15 protein-coding genes are annotated in these 14,565 nt (G+C 64.6%); 6 read left to right on the top strand and 9 right to left on the bottom strand.

Annotated features, from left to right (window positions below; translation table 11 throughout):
• Positions 1–28 precede the first annotated feature (28 nt).
• From glmU to IAG25_RS21135, 4 genes are all read right to left on the bottom strand, one after another.
• On the bottom strand, positions 29–1,390 hold the full coding sequence (glmU, locus tag IAG25_RS21150; protein WP_187606573.1) for a bifunctional UDP-N-acetylglucosamine diphosphorylase/glucosamine-1-phosphate N-acetyltransferase GlmU: 1,362 nt from the start codon (positions 1,388–1,390) through the stop codon (positions 29–31).
• A 98-nt stretch (positions 1,391–1,488) separates the two neighbouring features.
• Complete coding sequence (ttcA, locus tag IAG25_RS21145) at positions 1,489–2,448, bottom strand: tRNA 2-thiocytidine(32) synthetase TtcA (protein WP_187606572.1); 960 nt, start codon at positions 2,446–2,448, stop codon at positions 1,489–1,491.
• Positions 2,445–2,846, bottom strand: coding sequence for a dihydroneopterin aldolase (locus IAG25_RS21140; protein ID WP_187606571.1), 402 nt, complete (start codon positions 2,844–2,846; stop codon positions 2,445–2,447). The genes ttcA and IAG25_RS21140 overlap by 4 nt, the downstream gene beginning before the upstream one ends.
• A gap of 28 nt (positions 2,847–2,874) precedes the next feature.
• Positions 2,875–3,717, bottom strand: coding sequence for an SDR family oxidoreductase (locus tag IAG25_RS21135; RefSeq protein WP_187606570.1), 843 nt, complete (start codon positions 3,715–3,717; stop codon positions 2,875–2,877).
• Positions 3,718–3,730: 13 nt separating this feature from the next.
• Here IAG25_RS21135 and IAG25_RS21130 point away from each other — a divergent pair, with 13 nt between their 5' ends.
• A complete protein-coding gene (locus IAG25_RS21130; protein WP_187606569.1) occupies positions 3,731–4,936 on the top strand; it encodes a class I SAM-dependent methyltransferase in 1,206 nt (401 codons plus the stop codon).
• Positions 4,937–4,946: 10 nt separating this feature from the next.
• The gene (locus IAG25_RS21125) at positions 4,947–5,141 is read left to right on the top strand and encodes a DUF2905 domain-containing protein (RefSeq protein ID WP_035511085.1); all 195 of its coding nucleotides are present in this window, start codon (positions 4,947–4,949) and stop codon (positions 5,139–5,141) included.
• Positions 5,142–5,776: 635 nt separating this feature from the next.
• Here the strand turns inward: IAG25_RS21125 and IAG25_RS21120 are convergent.
• From IAG25_RS21120 to IAG25_RS21105, 4 genes are all read right to left on the bottom strand, one after another.
• Positions 5,777–7,012 (bottom strand): multifunctional CCA addition/repair protein, encoded by a 1,236-nt coding sequence (locus IAG25_RS21120; protein ID WP_187606568.1) that lies wholly within the window; start codon positions 7,010–7,012, stop codon positions 5,777–5,779.
• Positions 7,009–7,629 (bottom strand): glutathione S-transferase family protein, encoded by a 621-nt coding sequence (locus IAG25_RS21115; protein ID WP_187606567.1) that lies wholly within the window; start codon positions 7,627–7,629, stop codon positions 7,009–7,011. Before IAG25_RS21115 ends, IAG25_RS21120 begins: the two co-directional genes overlap by 4 nt.
• Positions 7,630–7,647: 18 nt before the next feature.
• Positions 7,648–8,604: a complex I NDUFA9 subunit family protein gene (locus IAG25_RS21110; RefSeq protein WP_187606566.1), complete on the bottom strand. Its 957-nt coding sequence runs from the start codon at positions 8,602–8,604 to the stop codon at positions 7,648–7,650.
• A 123-nt stretch (positions 8,605–8,727) separates the two neighbouring features.
• The gene (locus tag IAG25_RS21105; RefSeq protein ID WP_187606565.1) at positions 8,728–10,695 is read right to left on the bottom strand and encodes a lytic transglycosylase domain-containing protein; all 1,968 of its coding nucleotides are present in this window, start codon (positions 10,693–10,695) and stop codon (positions 8,728–8,730) included.
• 7 nt (positions 10,696–10,702) lie between these two features.
• Here IAG25_RS21105 and IAG25_RS21100 point away from each other — a divergent pair, with 7 nt between their 5' ends.
• Positions 10,703–11,332: a 5-formyltetrahydrofolate cyclo-ligase gene (locus IAG25_RS21100; protein WP_375336533.1), complete on the top strand. Its 630-nt coding sequence runs from the start codon at positions 10,703–10,705 to the stop codon at positions 11,330–11,332.
• Here the strand turns inward: IAG25_RS21100 and IAG25_RS21095 are convergent.
• Positions 11,329–11,841, bottom strand: a complete 513-nt coding sequence (locus tag IAG25_RS21095) for a winged helix DNA-binding protein (protein WP_008352632.1) — start codon at positions 11,839–11,841, stop codon at positions 11,329–11,331. The genes IAG25_RS21100 and IAG25_RS21095 overlap by 4 nt on opposite strands.
• A gap of 183 nt (positions 11,842–12,024) precedes the next feature.
• On the opposite strand from IAG25_RS21095, the gene pxpB reads away from it, so the two are divergent.
• The 3 genes from pxpB to pxpA all read left to right on the top strand — a co-directional run bounded on the left by pxpB (position 12,025) and on the right by pxpA (position 14,532).
• A complete protein-coding gene (gene pxpB, locus IAG25_RS21090) occupies positions 12,025–12,678 on the top strand; it encodes a 5-oxoprolinase subunit PxpB (protein WP_187606564.1) in 654 nt (217 codons plus the stop codon).
• Positions 12,675–13,715, top strand: a complete 1,041-nt coding sequence (locus tag IAG25_RS21085; RefSeq protein WP_035499233.1) for a biotin-dependent carboxyltransferase family protein — start codon at positions 12,675–12,677, stop codon at positions 13,713–13,715. The genes pxpB and IAG25_RS21085 overlap by 4 nt, the downstream gene beginning before the upstream one ends.
• Positions 13,716–13,782: 67 nt before the next feature.
• Positions 13,783–14,532, top strand: coding sequence for a 5-oxoprolinase subunit PxpA (pxpA, locus tag IAG25_RS21080; RefSeq protein WP_035499235.1), 750 nt, complete (start codon positions 13,783–13,785; stop codon positions 14,530–14,532).
• The last annotated feature ends 33 nt before the right edge of the window (positions 14,533–14,565 follow it).

Below are 14,565 nucleotides of genomic sequence, written 5' to 3'. Positions count from 1 at the left end.
CGCGTTGGGCTGAGTCTTCTCGACAGCCTTACGACTTCTTCTTCACCGGGCGCTTGTAGCCCGCCTTGCTCACCTGCGTCTTCTCGTTCAAGACCAGCTCGCCTTCACCGACATCCTTCCACACCGTCGTGCCCGCCGCGATCGTCACGCCGCGGCCCACGCGCACCGGCGCGACCAGTTGCGTATCTGAGCCGACGAACACGTCGTCGTCGATTACCGTGCGATGCTTGTTCGCACCGTCGTAATTGCACGTGATGGTGCCCGCGCCGATGTTCACGCGCGCACCGATATCCGAATCGCCGATGTAGCTGAGATGGTTCGCCTTAGAGCCGTGCCCGAGCACCGCGTTCTTCACCTCGACGAAGTTGCCGACGTGCGCCTCGTCAGCGAGCTTCGCGCCCGGACGCAGCCGCGCATACGGCCCGAGCACGACGTTCGCGCCGGTCGTGCCGCCTTCGATATGCGTGTACGCATCCACACGCGTGCCCGCGCCGATCACGGCATCGCGGAGCACGCAGTTCGGACCGATCGTCACGTTGTCCGCGAGCGTCACGCGCCCTTCGAACACGCAGTTCACGTCGATCGACACATCCGCGCCGCATTCGAGCGTGCCGCGCACGTCGATACGCGCCGGGTCCATCAGCGTCACGCCCGCGTCGAGCAGCGCATTCGCCACGTTGCGCTGATGGATGCGCTCCAGTTCCGCGAGCTGAATCTTGCTGTTCACGCCGAGCGTTTCCCATTCGGCGTCCGGTTGCGCGGTGACGACTTCGACGCCCGCGTCGATCGCGCGCTCGACCACGTCCGTCAGATAGAACTCGCCCTGCGCGTTGTTGTTCTTCAGCGACGCGAGCCACGTTTCGAGCGTGCGCGTCGGCGTGATCACGATGCCCGTGTTGATTTCCGCGATGCGCCGTTCTTCCTCGCTCGCATCCTTCTGCTCGACGATCTTTTTCACCTTCCCGGCCGCGTCGCGCACGATGCGCCCGTAGCCGGCCGGATCGGTCACGCTCACCGTCAGGACGCCGTAGCGCTCTGCGCCCGCGGCATCGATCAGGCGCTTGAGCGTGCTTGCGCGCGTGAGCGGCACGTCGCCGTACAGCACGAGCGTCGGCACCGACGGATCGAGCAGCGGCAGCGCCTGCTGCACGGCATGTCCCGTGCCGAGTTGCCTGTCCTGCAGCGCGAACTGGACGTCCGGCGCGCCGACGGCTTCGCGGACCTTATCGGCGCCGTGCCCGACGACGACGACGAGACGCGTCGGCGACAGCGTCCGGGCCGTGTCGATGACGTGCGCGAGCAAAGGCTTGCCCGCCAATGAATGGAGCACTTTCGGCAGGGCGGAGCGCATGCGCTTGCCCATGCCGGCAGCCAGAATCACGATGTTCATTGCAGGAAGCCTTACTCGGTATGACGAGCCGCCAATATATCAAGCAGCCCTCTGACGCAGTGCGGCGTAACCCACGCTGCGCCATATTGGAAAAAAGGTTACAGATCGTCGAATTGGACAATTGAAACCGCGCCGGGCGCTGCCGACGGTTCGCTTGCACACGGTTCCTCGTCGAACGCGATATCGCCTTGAGGATCCGCCTCGCCCGTCGCGCGCAGTCCCGCGAACGGGAAAAGTTTGCTGTCCATCAGATGCGACGGCACCACATTCGACAGCGCGTTGAACATATTGTCCACACGCCCCGGGAAACGCTTGTCCCATTCGCGCACGAGCGCCTTCATTTCCGCGCGCTTCAGGTTCGGCTGGCTGCCGCACAGATTGCACGGGATGATCGGAAATTCGCGCAGTTCTGCGTACTTCTCCAGATCCACTTCTTTCACGTAGGCGAGCGGACGGATCACGACGTTCTTGCCGTCGTCGGATTGCAGCTTGGGCGGCATGCCTTTGAGCTTGCCGCCGTAGAACATGTTGAGCAGGAGCGTCTGCAGGATGTCGTCGCGATGATGGACGAGCGCGATCTTGGTCGCGCCGAGCTCGCCCGCCACGCGATACAGAATGCCGCGGCGCAGGCGCGAGCAGAGCGAACATGTGGTCTTGCCTTCCGGCACGAGACGCTTGACGATGCTGTACGTGTCCTGATTCTCGATGTGGAACGGAATATCGAGCTTGCTCAGGTATTCCGGCAAAACGTGCTCCGGAAAGCCCGGCTGCTTCTGATCGAGATTGACGGCGACGATCTCGAAGTTGATGGGCGCGCGCTCGCGCAGACGCATCAGGATTTCGAGCATCGCGTAGCTGTCCTTGCCGCCCGACAGGCACACCATCACCTTGTCGCCTTCCTCGATCATGTTGAAGTCGCCGATTGCCTCGCCGACCTGCCGCACGATGCGCTTGTAGAGCTTGTTGTTCTCGTACGCTTCCTTCTGCTGGCGCTTCGTCAGCGCCTCGCGCGCGGGCTTCTGGGCCTCGGCGACTTCGATCGTGTCACGCGCGTTCATGCTCGTTCCTCTTTGATGCGGAAGACTTCGACGCCCACCGCGTCGCAGTCGGGATAGACGTCGGGCTTTTCCGTCGATACGGCCACCGCGCGCACGTCCGGATGCGCGAGCAAGGCGGCGGCGACGTCGTCGCAGAGCGTCTCCTGCAAGTGGATGTGGCCCTGCTTCACGCGCGCGGCGATGGTCGAGCGCATGAAGTCGTAGTCGACGACTTCGGACAATCTGTCCGCGACGGGCGTCGACAACGCGAGCGGCACGTACAGTTCGACGTTGATCACGACGCGTTGCTCGCCGCGCTTCTCGAAGTCATGCACACCGATGTTGATGCGCACTTCGTAGTTGCGCAGAAAAAGCCGCCGGCAATCGGTCAGCCGGGGATGCGAAAGTGCGGCAAGCATGTGAGTTCCAATATTCAATAAGCGCGTTTCAAGGCGTGCGTGAGCCGAACATGTACATCACGTCGCGCGGACTCGGCACGAGATGCTGGCCGCCATCGACGACGAGCGTCGTGCCGGTCACGCCGTGCGCGTTCGCGAGATAGCACGCGGCCTGCGCCACATCTTCAACCGTCGATGCGCGATTCAGCGGCGTCACGCGATGCGCCGCCTCGAACGACGCGGGCGTCTGCCCGGTGGAAATGAGCGTGAGGCCCGGCGCGAGGCCGACGACGCGCAGCTTCGGCCCGAGCGCCTGCGCGAGCGCGACGGTGGCGTTTTCGAGCGCAGCCTTCGTCAGCGTGTACGACAGGTAATCAGGATTCATGTTGTACAGCTTCTGGTCCAGCACGTTGATGACAACGCCGCGTTGCGCGTCGTCACCGGCCGCGGCATCGGGCGTGATCTCGTGCAGCATGCGCGCGAGCGTCAACGGCGCGGCGACATTGACGGCGGTCATCTCCAGCAGTTTTGCGTAGCCGAAGTCGATGGCCGTGTCTTCGTCGAAACGCGACGCGCAGTTCACGACGCAGTTCAGCCCGCCGAACGCCTCGACGCACGCGGGCACGAGCCGCGCGACTTCGGCCTCGACACCCAGATCCGCCTTCAGCGCGACCGCGCGCCGCCCGAGCGCCTCGATATCCGCGACGGTTTCCCGCGCTTCGTGCTCCGAACCGCCATAGTGCACCGCCACGTCCCAGCCCTGCCGCGCGAATTCCAGCGCGACGCCGCGCCCGATGCGCTTTGCCGCGCCGGTCACGAGCACGGCGCGGGAACGCGGAACGGAACCGGAAGACGGTGAGTTGGCGGAAGAAAACGGCGTGGAAGCGCTCATTTACAATACTGGGATGAATCCGAATGCCAGACAAACCGATAGTTTACCTGCTCCGGGCGCCGACGCGCTCGCGCAATCCGAAGCGCTGACCGACCTGCTGCGCGGTCGCATCGCCGCGGCGGGCGGCTGGCTGCCGTTCGACCGCTATATGGACCTCGCGCTGTACGCGCCCGGTCTGGGCTATTACAGCGGCGGCGCGATGAAATTCGGCCGCCGCGCGGAAGACGGCAGCGATTTCGTCACCGCGCCGGAACTGTCGCCGCTTTTTGCGACGACGCTCGCGCGGCCGGTCGCGCAGGCGTTGCAGCAGAGCGGCACGCGGCAACTGATGGAATTCGGCGCGGGCACCGGCAAGCTCGCGGCGGGTTTGCTGACCGCGCTCGCCGATCTCGACGTGCCGTTCGACAGTTACGCGATCGTCGATCTGTCCGGCGAGTTGCGGGCGCGGCAGCGCGAGACCATCGAAAAGCAGGCACCCGCGCTCGCTGCGAAGGTGACGTGGCTCGACGCGCTGCCCGACGCGTTCGAAGGCGTCGTGATCGGCAATGAAGTGCTCGATGCGATGCCCGTGCGCCTCGTGGTGCGCAAGCTCGGCGCGTGGCACGAGCGCGGCGTTGTCGTGCTGAACGATCGCCTGGCCTTCGACGACCGGCCGATCGCGCCGGATGCGCAAGTCGAACTGATCGATGCCGCCATCGACGAAGCCAACGACGAGCCGTTCGCCGAGTACGTCACCGAGACGCACGAAGCCGCGCTCGCGTTCACGAAGACCGTTTGCACGATGCTCACGCGCGGTGCGGCGTTTTTCATCGACTATGGATTTCCGCGGCGCGAGTTCTACCACGCGCAGCGCGCGACGGGCACGCTGATGTGCCACTACCGTCATCGGGCGCACGCGGACCCGTTTCTGTATCCCGGTTTGCAGGACATCACGGCGCACGTGGAGTTTACGGGCATCGCGGAGGCCGGCGTCGAGACGGGTGCCGATCTGCTCGGCTTCACGTCGCAGGCGCGTTTCCTGATGAACGCGGGTATCACCGATGTGCTTGCGGACCTCGATCCCGCCGACGTGAAGCGGTTTCTACCCGCGGCGAATGCGGTGCAGAAGCTGCTGTCGGAAGCGGAGATGGGCGAGTTGTTCAAGGTGATCGCGTTTTCTCGCGGCATTCCCGGTACGCTCGACGCGTTCGCGACGGGCGATCGTTCTCACACGCTATGAGTGCGCGATCATGATCCGCTGGCTGCTCACGACGTTTATCGCGCTTGCGATTCTTTCCGGCTCGCTGCCGTGGCTGAAGAAGATCGGCATCGGGCGGTTGCCGGGGGATTTCACGTTGCGGATCTTTGGGCGGGAGTATTCGTTTCCGTTTATGTCGACGTTGTTGTTGTCGGTTTTGTTGTCGTTGATTGCGCGGGCGATTTGAGGGTTTTGGGTTTCGCTGGATCCCGGTTTCGCGGTGGTCTATTAGCACTGCCCCTCCCCGGGGCGGGGGTCACTTTCTTTGCTGCTGCAAAGAAAGTAACCAAAGAAAGCAGCTTCTCACCGCCCGCGGTCACACGCACGTTGGCCATGCTTGCCAGCCCGCGGTGGCCCTCGCCTAAGTGTCGCCCCCAAAGGCCCAATCGGGCTTGGCTCGCGCACGGTCTGACGAGCTAGTTGTTTTGGGGCGCTGGTTCAGCACGAAAGAGTTTCGGCACAGCGCTACGCGCTGCCGCTGGGTATGCGAGGGAAACCGTCGAAGAAGAAGCACATGCAAACCCGATTGACCGGTCGGCCGCGAAGCGGGCCGGAGCTATTTGGTGCTGAACCAGCGAGGCAAGCGGCGCGATGTGTCAGACCGTGCGCGATCCAAGCCCTTGTCTGCTTGTGGGGGCACTCGCTACTGCCGGGCCATTAGGCCAATCGCCTGTGCCGCGGCCGGTGTGAAGTGCTTAGGCTGGGGATAGCTGTTTCTTTGGTTACTTTCTTTGCAGCAGCAAAGAAAGTGACTGCCGCCCCGCACAGGGGCAACGCTAATAAACCAACACGAAACCGGGATCCGGCGAAAAAAACTAAACCCTACCCCCCCAACGCCCCCTTCACCGCCGCGACCCGCGCATCATGCACGGCATCCTTGATCCTGGAAGGCTGATCCGCAAACTCCTGCGCGACCGCCCCCGCATCCACCGCCCGCGCCGCGACCAGCGCCTCCCTCAGCCGCTCCGCCTGCGGATAAGCCTGCTGCTCCAACCCGAGCCGCCCACGCGCATCCGCAAGACACGCTTGCAGCGCTTCAGCAAACCGCGCCGGCTTGCGCAACGCATCCGAGCGCTCGAACAACCTGACGAGCGCCGCCGCGCCCATCTCCATGACGCGATGAATATTGCCGTGCTCACGCGCGACGAGCATCGCCAGATCGCGGCATTCGTTCGGCACGCGCAACCGCTCGCAAAGCGGCCGCAACAGATCGACGCTGCGCCCTTCATGGCCGATGTGACGCGGCAGGATGTCTTCAGGCGTCGTCGCCTTGCCAAGATCATGCGTGAGCGCCGCAAAGCGCACCGGCAATGCGAATCTCTGCGACGCAGCGTAGTCGAGCACCATCATCACATGCACGCCCGTATCCACTTCCGGGTGATAGTCCGCGCGCTGTGGCACGCCCCACAAGGCATCGACTTCCGGAAGAATCCGCGCGAGCGCGCCGCATTCGCGCAGCACCTCGAACATGCGCGATGGCTTCGTCTCCATCAGTCCGCGCGACACTTCCTGCCATACGCGCTCGGGCACGAGCGCATCGACTTCGCCCGCCGCGACCATCTTCTTCATCAGTTCGGCGGTTTCCGGCGCGACATCGAAATCCGCGAAACGCGCCGCGAAGCGCGCAAGCCGCAGAATGCGCACCGGATCTTCGATGAACGCATCGCCAACATGCCGGAACAGCTTGTCCCTGAGATCGGCCGCGCCGTCGAACGGATCGATGACCGGCCCGGTCAGCTCGCCCGCCGGCGTGACCTCGCGCGCCATCGCGTTGATCGTGAGATCGCGCCGCGCCAGATCTTCCTCGAGCGTCACATCGGGCGAAAAGTAGAACTGGAAGCCGTGGTAGCCCGCCGCCGTCTTGCGCTCCGTGCGCGCGAGCGCGTATTCCTCGTGGGTCTCGGGATGCAGAAAAACCGGAAAGTCCTTCCCGACCGGCCGATACCCCTGCGCCACCATCTGCTCGGGCGTCGCACCCACCACGACGTAATCGCGATCCACCACGGGCACGCCCAGCAACGCGTCGCGGATCGCGCCGCCTACTGCGTAGATATTCATCGCGCTTCCTCGCGCGCGCCCTTGATCCACGCGGCGACCGCCGGCAGCGCCGTGACGCACTTCGCATAGTCGAGCGACGTCGCGCTCAGTTCAGGCGCGTAAGTGTTGAAGCGCATGACGACCGGCGCGAACATCGCGTCCGCGATGCCGAACTCGCCGAACAAGAACGGCCCGCCCGACGCGGCCAGGCATTCCGCCCAGATTGCCTCGATGCGCGCGATATTCGCGAGCGCGCCCGGCGTCGCGCCCGTGCCCGGCGCGTGCGTCGTGATTTCCATCGGCATGTTCTGGCGCAGGTCCGCGAAACCCGCGTGCATCTCCGCGCTGATGCTGCGGGCGCGCGCGCGAGCGGCGGCGTCGCGCGGCCACATCGCGTGCTCGGGGTGCTCCTCGGCAATCGTCTCGACGATCGCAAGCGATTCCCACACCGAATCGCCCGCATCGGTGATGAGGCACGGCACCTTGCCGGACGGCGAAACGTCGAGAATCTTCGATTTCGTGTCGGGCTGGCCGAGACGGATCAGCGTCTCATCGAACGGGATGCCGAAATGTTTGAGCAGCACCCACGGCCGCATCGACCAGGAAGAGTTGAACTTGTCACCGATAACGAGTTTCATGCGATCACAAAAAAAGAATTAACGATGCGCCGTGGCGCGAAATGCGTTGAAGCGCGAACGCGTCGAGTTGCCGGAAAGATAAAGCGGCGCGATGGTCTCGATGCTCGCCGGCTCGTCGATGCCCAGTTCCGGCGCAAGCGGCCCGCTCGCGACGTTCGGCGTTTTCATCGAATCGAGATTGTCGCGCGAGATGATGGGTTGGCCGGGCGCCATCTCCATGGTCATCGCCTGCAGGCGGCCGAGGCTCTCCGGCAGCTTGATGATGCGCGAATGCTTGCCGATGGTCGCGCCGGAGAAGCGCACGAGTTCCGCCAGCGTGTAGACGCCCGGACCCGCGAGTTCGTAGACGTGGCCGTTGGCGGCGTCGAGATCGAGCACGTTGACCATCGCCTTCGCCACATCGCCGACGAACACAGGCTGGAACTGCGCATCGGCGCATGCGAGCGGAATCACCGGGAATATGCGCTCGAGGAACGCGAACTGATTGAGCAGATTGTCCTCGGGACCGAACACGACGGAACTGCGGAAAATGGTCCAGTCGAGTCCCGACTCGCGGACGATCTTCTCGCCATCGCCCTTCGAGCGCAGGTACATGCTCGGACCTTCGCTGTCCGCGCCGATCGCGCTCATGTGCAGGAGACGCCGCACGCCCTTCGCCTCGCACGCGGCGGCGATCTTGCGCGGCAGCTCGACATGCGCCTTCGCGAACTCGGGCCCATACGGGTCGTCGCGATGCCCCTGAAGAATGCCGACGAGATTGATCACCGCATCGCTCTGTTCGATGAACGCGGCGAGTTGCACGGGATCGTGCACGTCGGTTTCGATGACATCGATGGGCAAAAGCGTGAGATGCGCGGCGTTGATGCGCCGTCGGGTCGCGATCCGCACGGTCTTGCCGAGATCGACGAGCGCATTGACGAGATGACTGCCGATGAAACCCGAACCGCCGATCAGCGCTACATGTTGGTGTCGCATAGTTCGCCTCTTGGGTCGCGGCCTGACGAATGCGGCTTCAGTTCAGAACGGCGGGGCCGAAAATAAAAACGCCCGCGCGTCCTGCCATGCGACGCGCGGGCGTGAGTTTTCGTGTCCGGACGGTCAGGGTGCGATATAGCCCAGACGCGCCTTCAACGACTGCGGACGGCCTTCGAACAGCGCTGCATAGTAGACGGTGTTCGACAGCACGTTCTTCACGTAATCGCGAGTCTCGGTAAACGGGATCGTTTCAGCAAATACCGCGCCTTCCACCGGTGCACGCAAGCCCTGACGCCACTGGCTCGGGCGGCCCGGTCCGGCGTTGTAGCCTGCGGTGGCGAGTACGGCCGAGTTATCGAATTGATTGTAGATCATCGACAGGTAATTCGTGCCGAGCAGGATATTGGTGTTGATGTCGTTCATCTGCGCGCGCGATACCGGGCCGAGACCGATCTTCTTCGCGACGAGTTGCGCCGTGCCGGGCATCAACTGCATGAGCCCGCCCGCGCCGACCTCCGAGCGCGCGTTGATGATGAAGCGCGACTCCTGACGGATGAGGCCATACGCCCATTCGATGTCGAGACCGGTGTTCTGTGCATCGCGCTCGACGATATCGCGGAACGGCGACAGATAGCGCAGCGTGAAATCATGCTCGGCCTTCGTCTTGTCCGCCGTGTTGACGGTCCGGTCGAACAGCTCGATGCGTTTCGCGTACTGCGCGGCCGCGATCAGTTGCCGGTCGGTCATGGTGCGCAGCGGCCAGTTCCATTCGCGATTGCCTTCGAGACGCATATTCAGCGCGTAGAAACGCTGCGACAGCGCGAAACCCGGCACCGATTGCATCTGCGCGATCTCGGCATCCGACACCGTGGTCCGCGGCGGCACGTTGATCTTCTGGCCGAGCTCTTCGAGCGCGAGCTGGCCGTAGAAGTTGTACTGATCCGCGATGCTCTGGAATTCCTGGTTCGCCGTGGCCGTGTCGCCGGCCTGCTTCACCGCGCGTGCGTGCCAGTAGACCCACGCGGGCTGGGCGCGCAAGCTCGGCGGCATCTGCTCGATGGACCAGCGCACCATGTTCCAGTCGCCGACGAGCAACGCACTGCGCGTGCGCCATTCGTACGCCGGGTTCGACAATTGCGCGTTCGCCGACAGCCGATACCAGTCCGCCGCCGACGGCATGCGCTTGAGCGCCGCCTGATAGCCGATGGTGCCCCAGCCGACCGCGCGCTCGGCCGGCGTCAGACTCGGCGCGACGGAGGTGAAGGTGGCGGCGGCCATCGCAGGATCGTTGCGGGCCATGCGCGTGATCGCGAGCAGCGTCAACTGATGCGCCGGGGTGTTGGGCATCACGCCGCGCGCGATATAGAGCGGCGGCTTGTTCACGGCGTCGTCGAGGAGCGAATCCTTCGGCTTTTCCTGGCCGAGCGCCTCGACGATGTTCGAGCCGGTCGTCGTGTAGTTCTGCTCGTAGGCGAGACGGATCTGCTGCCAGATGTCGTCGCTCGTGAACTGGCCGGACTCCGCGAGCGCACCGATCAGGTCGATGCAGCCGTCGCCGTACCATTTCGGCTCGACGAGCAGCGCGCGCGCCGCATCCGCGACGTTTTCGCCGCGCGACATGCGCGCTTCGAGCGCGTAGCACTTGACCTGCGTGTCGTCATTGAGAACGAAACGGGAATATTGCTGCTCGAAGTTCTTCCAGTCGTGACGGCTGCCGAGCACGACGAGATAGTCGTTGCGCATGCGGTCGGCGATCGCCTGGCCGTCGTAACGCTGCAGGAACGACAGCACCGGCGCGTCGGGCGCGTCGATGCGCGCGTGGCCTTGCGAATCGAAAAGCTGCGGCTTGATCGTGAAGTATTCGATATAGCTCGGCGCCGGATAGTCCGGAATCTGCGCTGCGAGCGCGGCAGCCTTGCCGGCATCGTTCGTGCGAGCGGCATCGCGCAATTGCAGGAAGATGCGGTCGTCGGATGTGGGCGAGAGATCGGCATCGGGACGGACGGCGGAAGCAGTTCCGCAGGCGACGAGCGTCGCTGCTGCAAGGGCTGCGCCGACCACGAGATATACTCGGTTGAGGCGTTTTGACATCTTATTTCTGGAGCGCGAGGTGGTCCTGAGATCGGAGGAAAGCATAGCACGCAACGTTTGCGATCAACCCAAGAGCGAACCGAAAAGCGCATTGCGCGCAACGCTTCTCGCGACCCGCGAGGCGCAAAGCGAGCAAGCCGGCCACGCCGCGAAGAACGAAGCGCTCGCGCGGCGCATCGAAGAGGTGCTCGCGCGGCACGACGCGCGATGTGTCGGCTTCTACTGGCCGGTCGCGGGCGAGTTCGATGCGCGCGACGCGCTCACGCGCTGGCTCGCCGCTGATCGATCGCGCGGCGCCGCGCTGCCGGTGGTCGTGAAACCACATGCGCCGATGGTGTTTCACGCGTGGAGCGCGCACGCGCCGATGAAGGAAGGCCGCTACCGGATTCCGGTGCCCGCTGAAGAACAGGTCGTGGTGCCGGAACTGCTGCTGATTCCGTGTGTCGGTTTCGATGCGGATCGATATCGGCTGGGGTATGGCGGCGGCTATTACGATCGCACGCTCGCCGCGTGGCCGAATGGCGAGCGGCCTGTGACGGTCGGCATCGCGTACGAATCGGGCAGGTGCCGCACGTTGCCGCGCGAGGCGCACGACATGCCGCTCGACGCGATCGTCACCGAATCCGCGATCTACTAAAGCGATGCCGCCGCGCGTGCGGCGGTATCGTAGAGGCCGGATGCATTGCGCATCAATTGCGCGGCCTCGCCGATCTGCTCGTTGGTGAGACCGCTTTCGCGCAGCGTCTCGATAAGGCACGCCTCACGCACTTCGCGATACTTGCCGCACAATTCGCGTCCCGCCGGCGTCGCGGAGAAGAACACTTCCTTGCCGGATTTCTCGCTTTGCACGTAGCCGCGCGCGACGAGTTTCTTCAGTGCATACGTGGCAACGTGGGTGTCCTCGATGTTCAGCACGAAGCAGATGTCGGCGAGCTTCTTCTTGCGGTCGCGATGGCTCACGTGATGCAGCAGCGACACTTCCACCGCCGTCATGTCCTTCGCGCCCGCCGCGGACATGCAACGCACCATCCAGCGATTGAACGCGTTGCCCGCCATGATGAGGCCGTACTCGAATTCCGACAGTTCTGCGCTGGCTTCGGAGACGAGATGCTCGGACGAGACGATTTTGGTGGGATGACGCGGCATGGCGGTGACCGATTTGCAGTGCGTTGGAGTGTAGCGCAACGTCATTTTCGCGATCGAAGCGCGCCTCGGCAAAAACGTGAATTGATAATTTCTTGATAATTTATTGACAATGTACCATTCTGCGACGGCGCGAAGAGCATCGAACAGACGAATTTCGCGTCCCTGCAAAGGCAAATTTGAGGCATGACAAGACCACGTATTCACTCGCTGGGCGACGCCGCGCTCGTATGCGAAGCCGCGCCGCCCGCCACGCTCGACTGCCAGCGCCGCATCTGGGCGCTGGCGGAACGCGTGCGCCTCATGCCGCACGTCGTCGAAGTGGTGCCGGGCATGAACAATCTGACGATCGTGTTCGATCCTCTCGTGGCGGACTATGAAACGCTCGCCGCCGAGCTGGAAAGCGGCTGGGACGCCGCCGAGCCGACCGACATGGAGAGCGCCGAAATCGAGATTCCGGTGCGCTACGGTGGCGCCGACGGCCCCGACCTCGTCGCGCTCGCGAAGCACACGAGTCTCTCCGTCGACGAAGTGGTGAAGCGTCATACGCAAGCCGAATACGTCGTGTTCTTTCTCGGCTTTCAGCCGGGCTTCGCCTATCTCGGCGGGCTCGATCCCGCGCTCGCGATGCCGCGCCGCGCCGAGCCGCGTCTCGAAGTGCCGGCGGGATCAGTGGGGATCGGCGGGGCGCAAACGGGCATTTATCCGGCGGCGTCGCCGGGCGGCTGGCAGTTGCTCGGACGCACGGAACTGAAGCTTTTCGATCCGGCCAGAAATCCGCCGACGCTGATGCAGCCCGGCGACCGCGTGCGCTTCACGGCGCTGGAGGTGCGCACATGATCGACGTGATTCGCGCGGGCGTGCTCACGTCCGTCCAGGACCTCGGACGACGCGGCTACCGGCATCTCGGCGTGAGTTCCGGTGGCGCGCTCGATGCGCTGTCGCTGGAAATCGGCAATCGCATCGTCGGGAACCGAGCGGATGCGGCGGGCATCGAGGTCACCTTCGGTCCGACGGTGCTGCGCTTCAAGCACGCGACGCGCGTTGCCATCACCGGAACCGATTTCGGCGCGACGCTCGACGACAAGCCCGTCTATTCGTGGTGGAGCCTGCCCGTGCGCGCGGGTCAGGAACTGACGCTGCGCGCGGCGAAGCGCGGCATGCGCTGCTATGTGGCGATCGCGGGCGGCATCGATGTCCTGCCGATGCTTGGCTCGCGCTCGACCGATCTGGCCGCGTGCTTCGGCGGCCTCGGCGGACGCGCGCTGCGTGACGGCGACCGCCTGCCGGTCGGCGTACCGCAGCCGCACAAGGGCATCGCGTTTTCGCCGGAAGAGCCTGCGTTCGGCGTGAAGGCGCCTGCATGGTGCAAGTTCGTGCTCGTCGATGAACCCGTGCGGCGCGGCCGACATTCGCCGGGACTCGCGTGGGCAGTGCCGATTCGCGTGCTGCGCGGCCCGGAATACGACAGCTTCAGCGACGCGGCGCAGGAGAGCGTCTGGAACGAGGAATGGACGATCACGCCGAACAGCAACCGCATGGGCTTTCGCCTTTCCGGCACGGCGCTCGAACGTCGCGAAAAGATCGAACTGCTGTCGCACGCGGTCTTGCCCGGCACGATCCAGGTGCCGCCGAACGGCCAGCCGATCATCCTGATGGGCGACGCGCAGACCACGGGCGGCTATCCGAAGATCGGCGCGGTGATCAGGGCGGATTTGTGGAAGCTCGCGCAAGTGAAGCTGAACGGCGGCGTGCGCTTCATCGAGACGTCGGTGGAAGAGGCGCGCCACGCGCTCGCCGACGAGCGGCAATACGTGAGCCAGGTGGAAACGGCCATCGCGATGCACGAGGAGCGCATCGCGCGCGCGGGCTCCTGAATCGAAAGCCGCGCGACAGACGCGGCGCATCACTTCAACATTCAACGGAACGACTGCACAAAACATCATGGAAATCGATCTCAATGCCGATCTCGGCGAAGGCTGCGGCTCCGACGAAGCGCTGCTCGATCTCGTGAGTTCCGCGAACATCGCGTGCGGATGGCATGCGGGCGGCGCCACTGCGATGCGCGATTGCGTGCGCTGGGCCGTCGAGAAGGGCGTCGCCATCGGCGCGCATCCGAGCTTCAACGATCCCGAAAACTTCGGCCGCAAGGAAATGGATCTGCCGCCCGAGGAAATCTACGCGGGCGTGCTGTATCAACTCGGCGCGCTTTCGGCGATCGCGCAGGCGGAAGGCGGGCGCATCGCGCACGTGAAGCCGCACGGCGCGCTCTATAACCAGGCGGCGAAAAGCACCGCAATCGCCGATGCGATCGTCTCCGCCGTGCACGACTTCGATCCGTCGCTGCTCGTGTTCGGGCTCGCGAACAGCGGGCTCGTCGAAGCGGCGCGGCGCGCGGGACTGATCGCGATAGAGGAAGTGTTCGCGGATCGCGGTTATCGCGCGGACGGCTCGCTCGTGCCGCGCAAGGAGCCGGGCGCGCTGCTCGACGACGAAAACCTCGTGCTCGACCGGACGCTCGCGATGGTGCGCGAGCAGCGCGTGCGGGCCGTGTCCGGCGAATGGGTGCCGCTCAACGCGCAGACGATCTGCCTGCACGGCGACGGCGCGCACGCGCTCGAATTCGCCCGACGCATTCGCGACGCGCTGGCCGATGCGGGCATCGAAGTACGCGCCGCGCACGCCGCCGCATAGAACGCTTTCAGTAGCAGATTGAACGCCCCGCCG

Source organism: Caballeronia sp. EK, from assembly GCF_014384845.1.
Lineage (GTDB): Bacteria > Pseudomonadota > Gammaproteobacteria > Burkholderiales > Burkholderiaceae > Caballeronia > Caballeronia jiangsuensis.
The sequence above is the reverse complement of the archived record's forward strand: the minus strand, read 5'-3'. Positions and strand labels throughout refer to the sequence as shown.

Coding starts and splice junctions, on each gene's coding strand:
- IAG25_RS21085 (WP_035499233.1), top strand. CDS start 12,675: ATGATCGACGTGATTCGCGCGGGCGTGCTCACGTCCGTCCAGGACCTC.
- IAG25_RS21105 (WP_187606565.1), bottom strand. CDS start 10,695: ATGTCAAAACGCCTCAACCGAGTATATCTCGTGGTCGGCGCAGCCCTT.
- pxpA (WP_035499235.1), top strand. CDS start 13,783: ATGGAAATCGATCTCAATGCCGATCTCGGCGAAGGCTGCGGCTCCGAC.
- pxpB (WP_187606564.1), top strand. CDS start 12,025: ATGACAAGACCACGTATTCACTCGCTGGGCGACGCCGCGCTCGTATGC.
- IAG25_RS21095 (WP_008352632.1), bottom strand. CDS start 11,841: ATGCCGCGTCATCCCACCAAAATCGTCTCGTCCGAGCATCTCGTCTCC.
- IAG25_RS21120 (WP_187606568.1), bottom strand. CDS start 7,012: ATGAATATCTACGCAGTAGGCGGCGCGATCCGCGACGCGTTGCTGGGC.
- IAG25_RS21135 (WP_187606570.1), bottom strand. CDS start 3,717: ATGAGCGCTTCCACGCCGTTTTCTTCCGCCAACTCACCGTCTTCCGGT.
- glmU (WP_187606573.1), bottom strand. CDS start 1,390: ATGAACATCGTGATTCTGGCTGCCGGCATGGGCAAGCGCATGCGCTCC.
- IAG25_RS21115 (WP_187606567.1), bottom strand. CDS start 7,629: ATGAAACTCGTTATCGGTGACAAGTTCAACTCTTCCTGGTCGATGCGG.
- IAG25_RS21110 (WP_187606566.1), bottom strand. CDS start 8,604: ATGCGACACCAACATGTAGCGCTGATCGGCGGTTCGGGTTTCATCGGC.
- ttcA (WP_187606572.1), bottom strand. CDS start 2,448: ATGAACGCGCGTGACACGATCGAAGTCGCCGAGGCCCAGAAGCCCGCG.
- IAG25_RS21140 (WP_187606571.1), bottom strand. CDS start 2,846: ATGCTTGCCGCACTTTCGCATCCCCGGCTGACCGATTGCCGGCGGCTT.
- IAG25_RS21125 (WP_035511085.1), top strand. CDS start 4,947: ATGATCCGCTGGCTGCTCACGACGTTTATCGCGCTTGCGATTCTTTCC.
- IAG25_RS21130 (WP_187606569.1), top strand. CDS start 3,731: ATGAATCCGAATGCCAGACAAACCGATAGTTTACCTGCTCCGGGCGCC.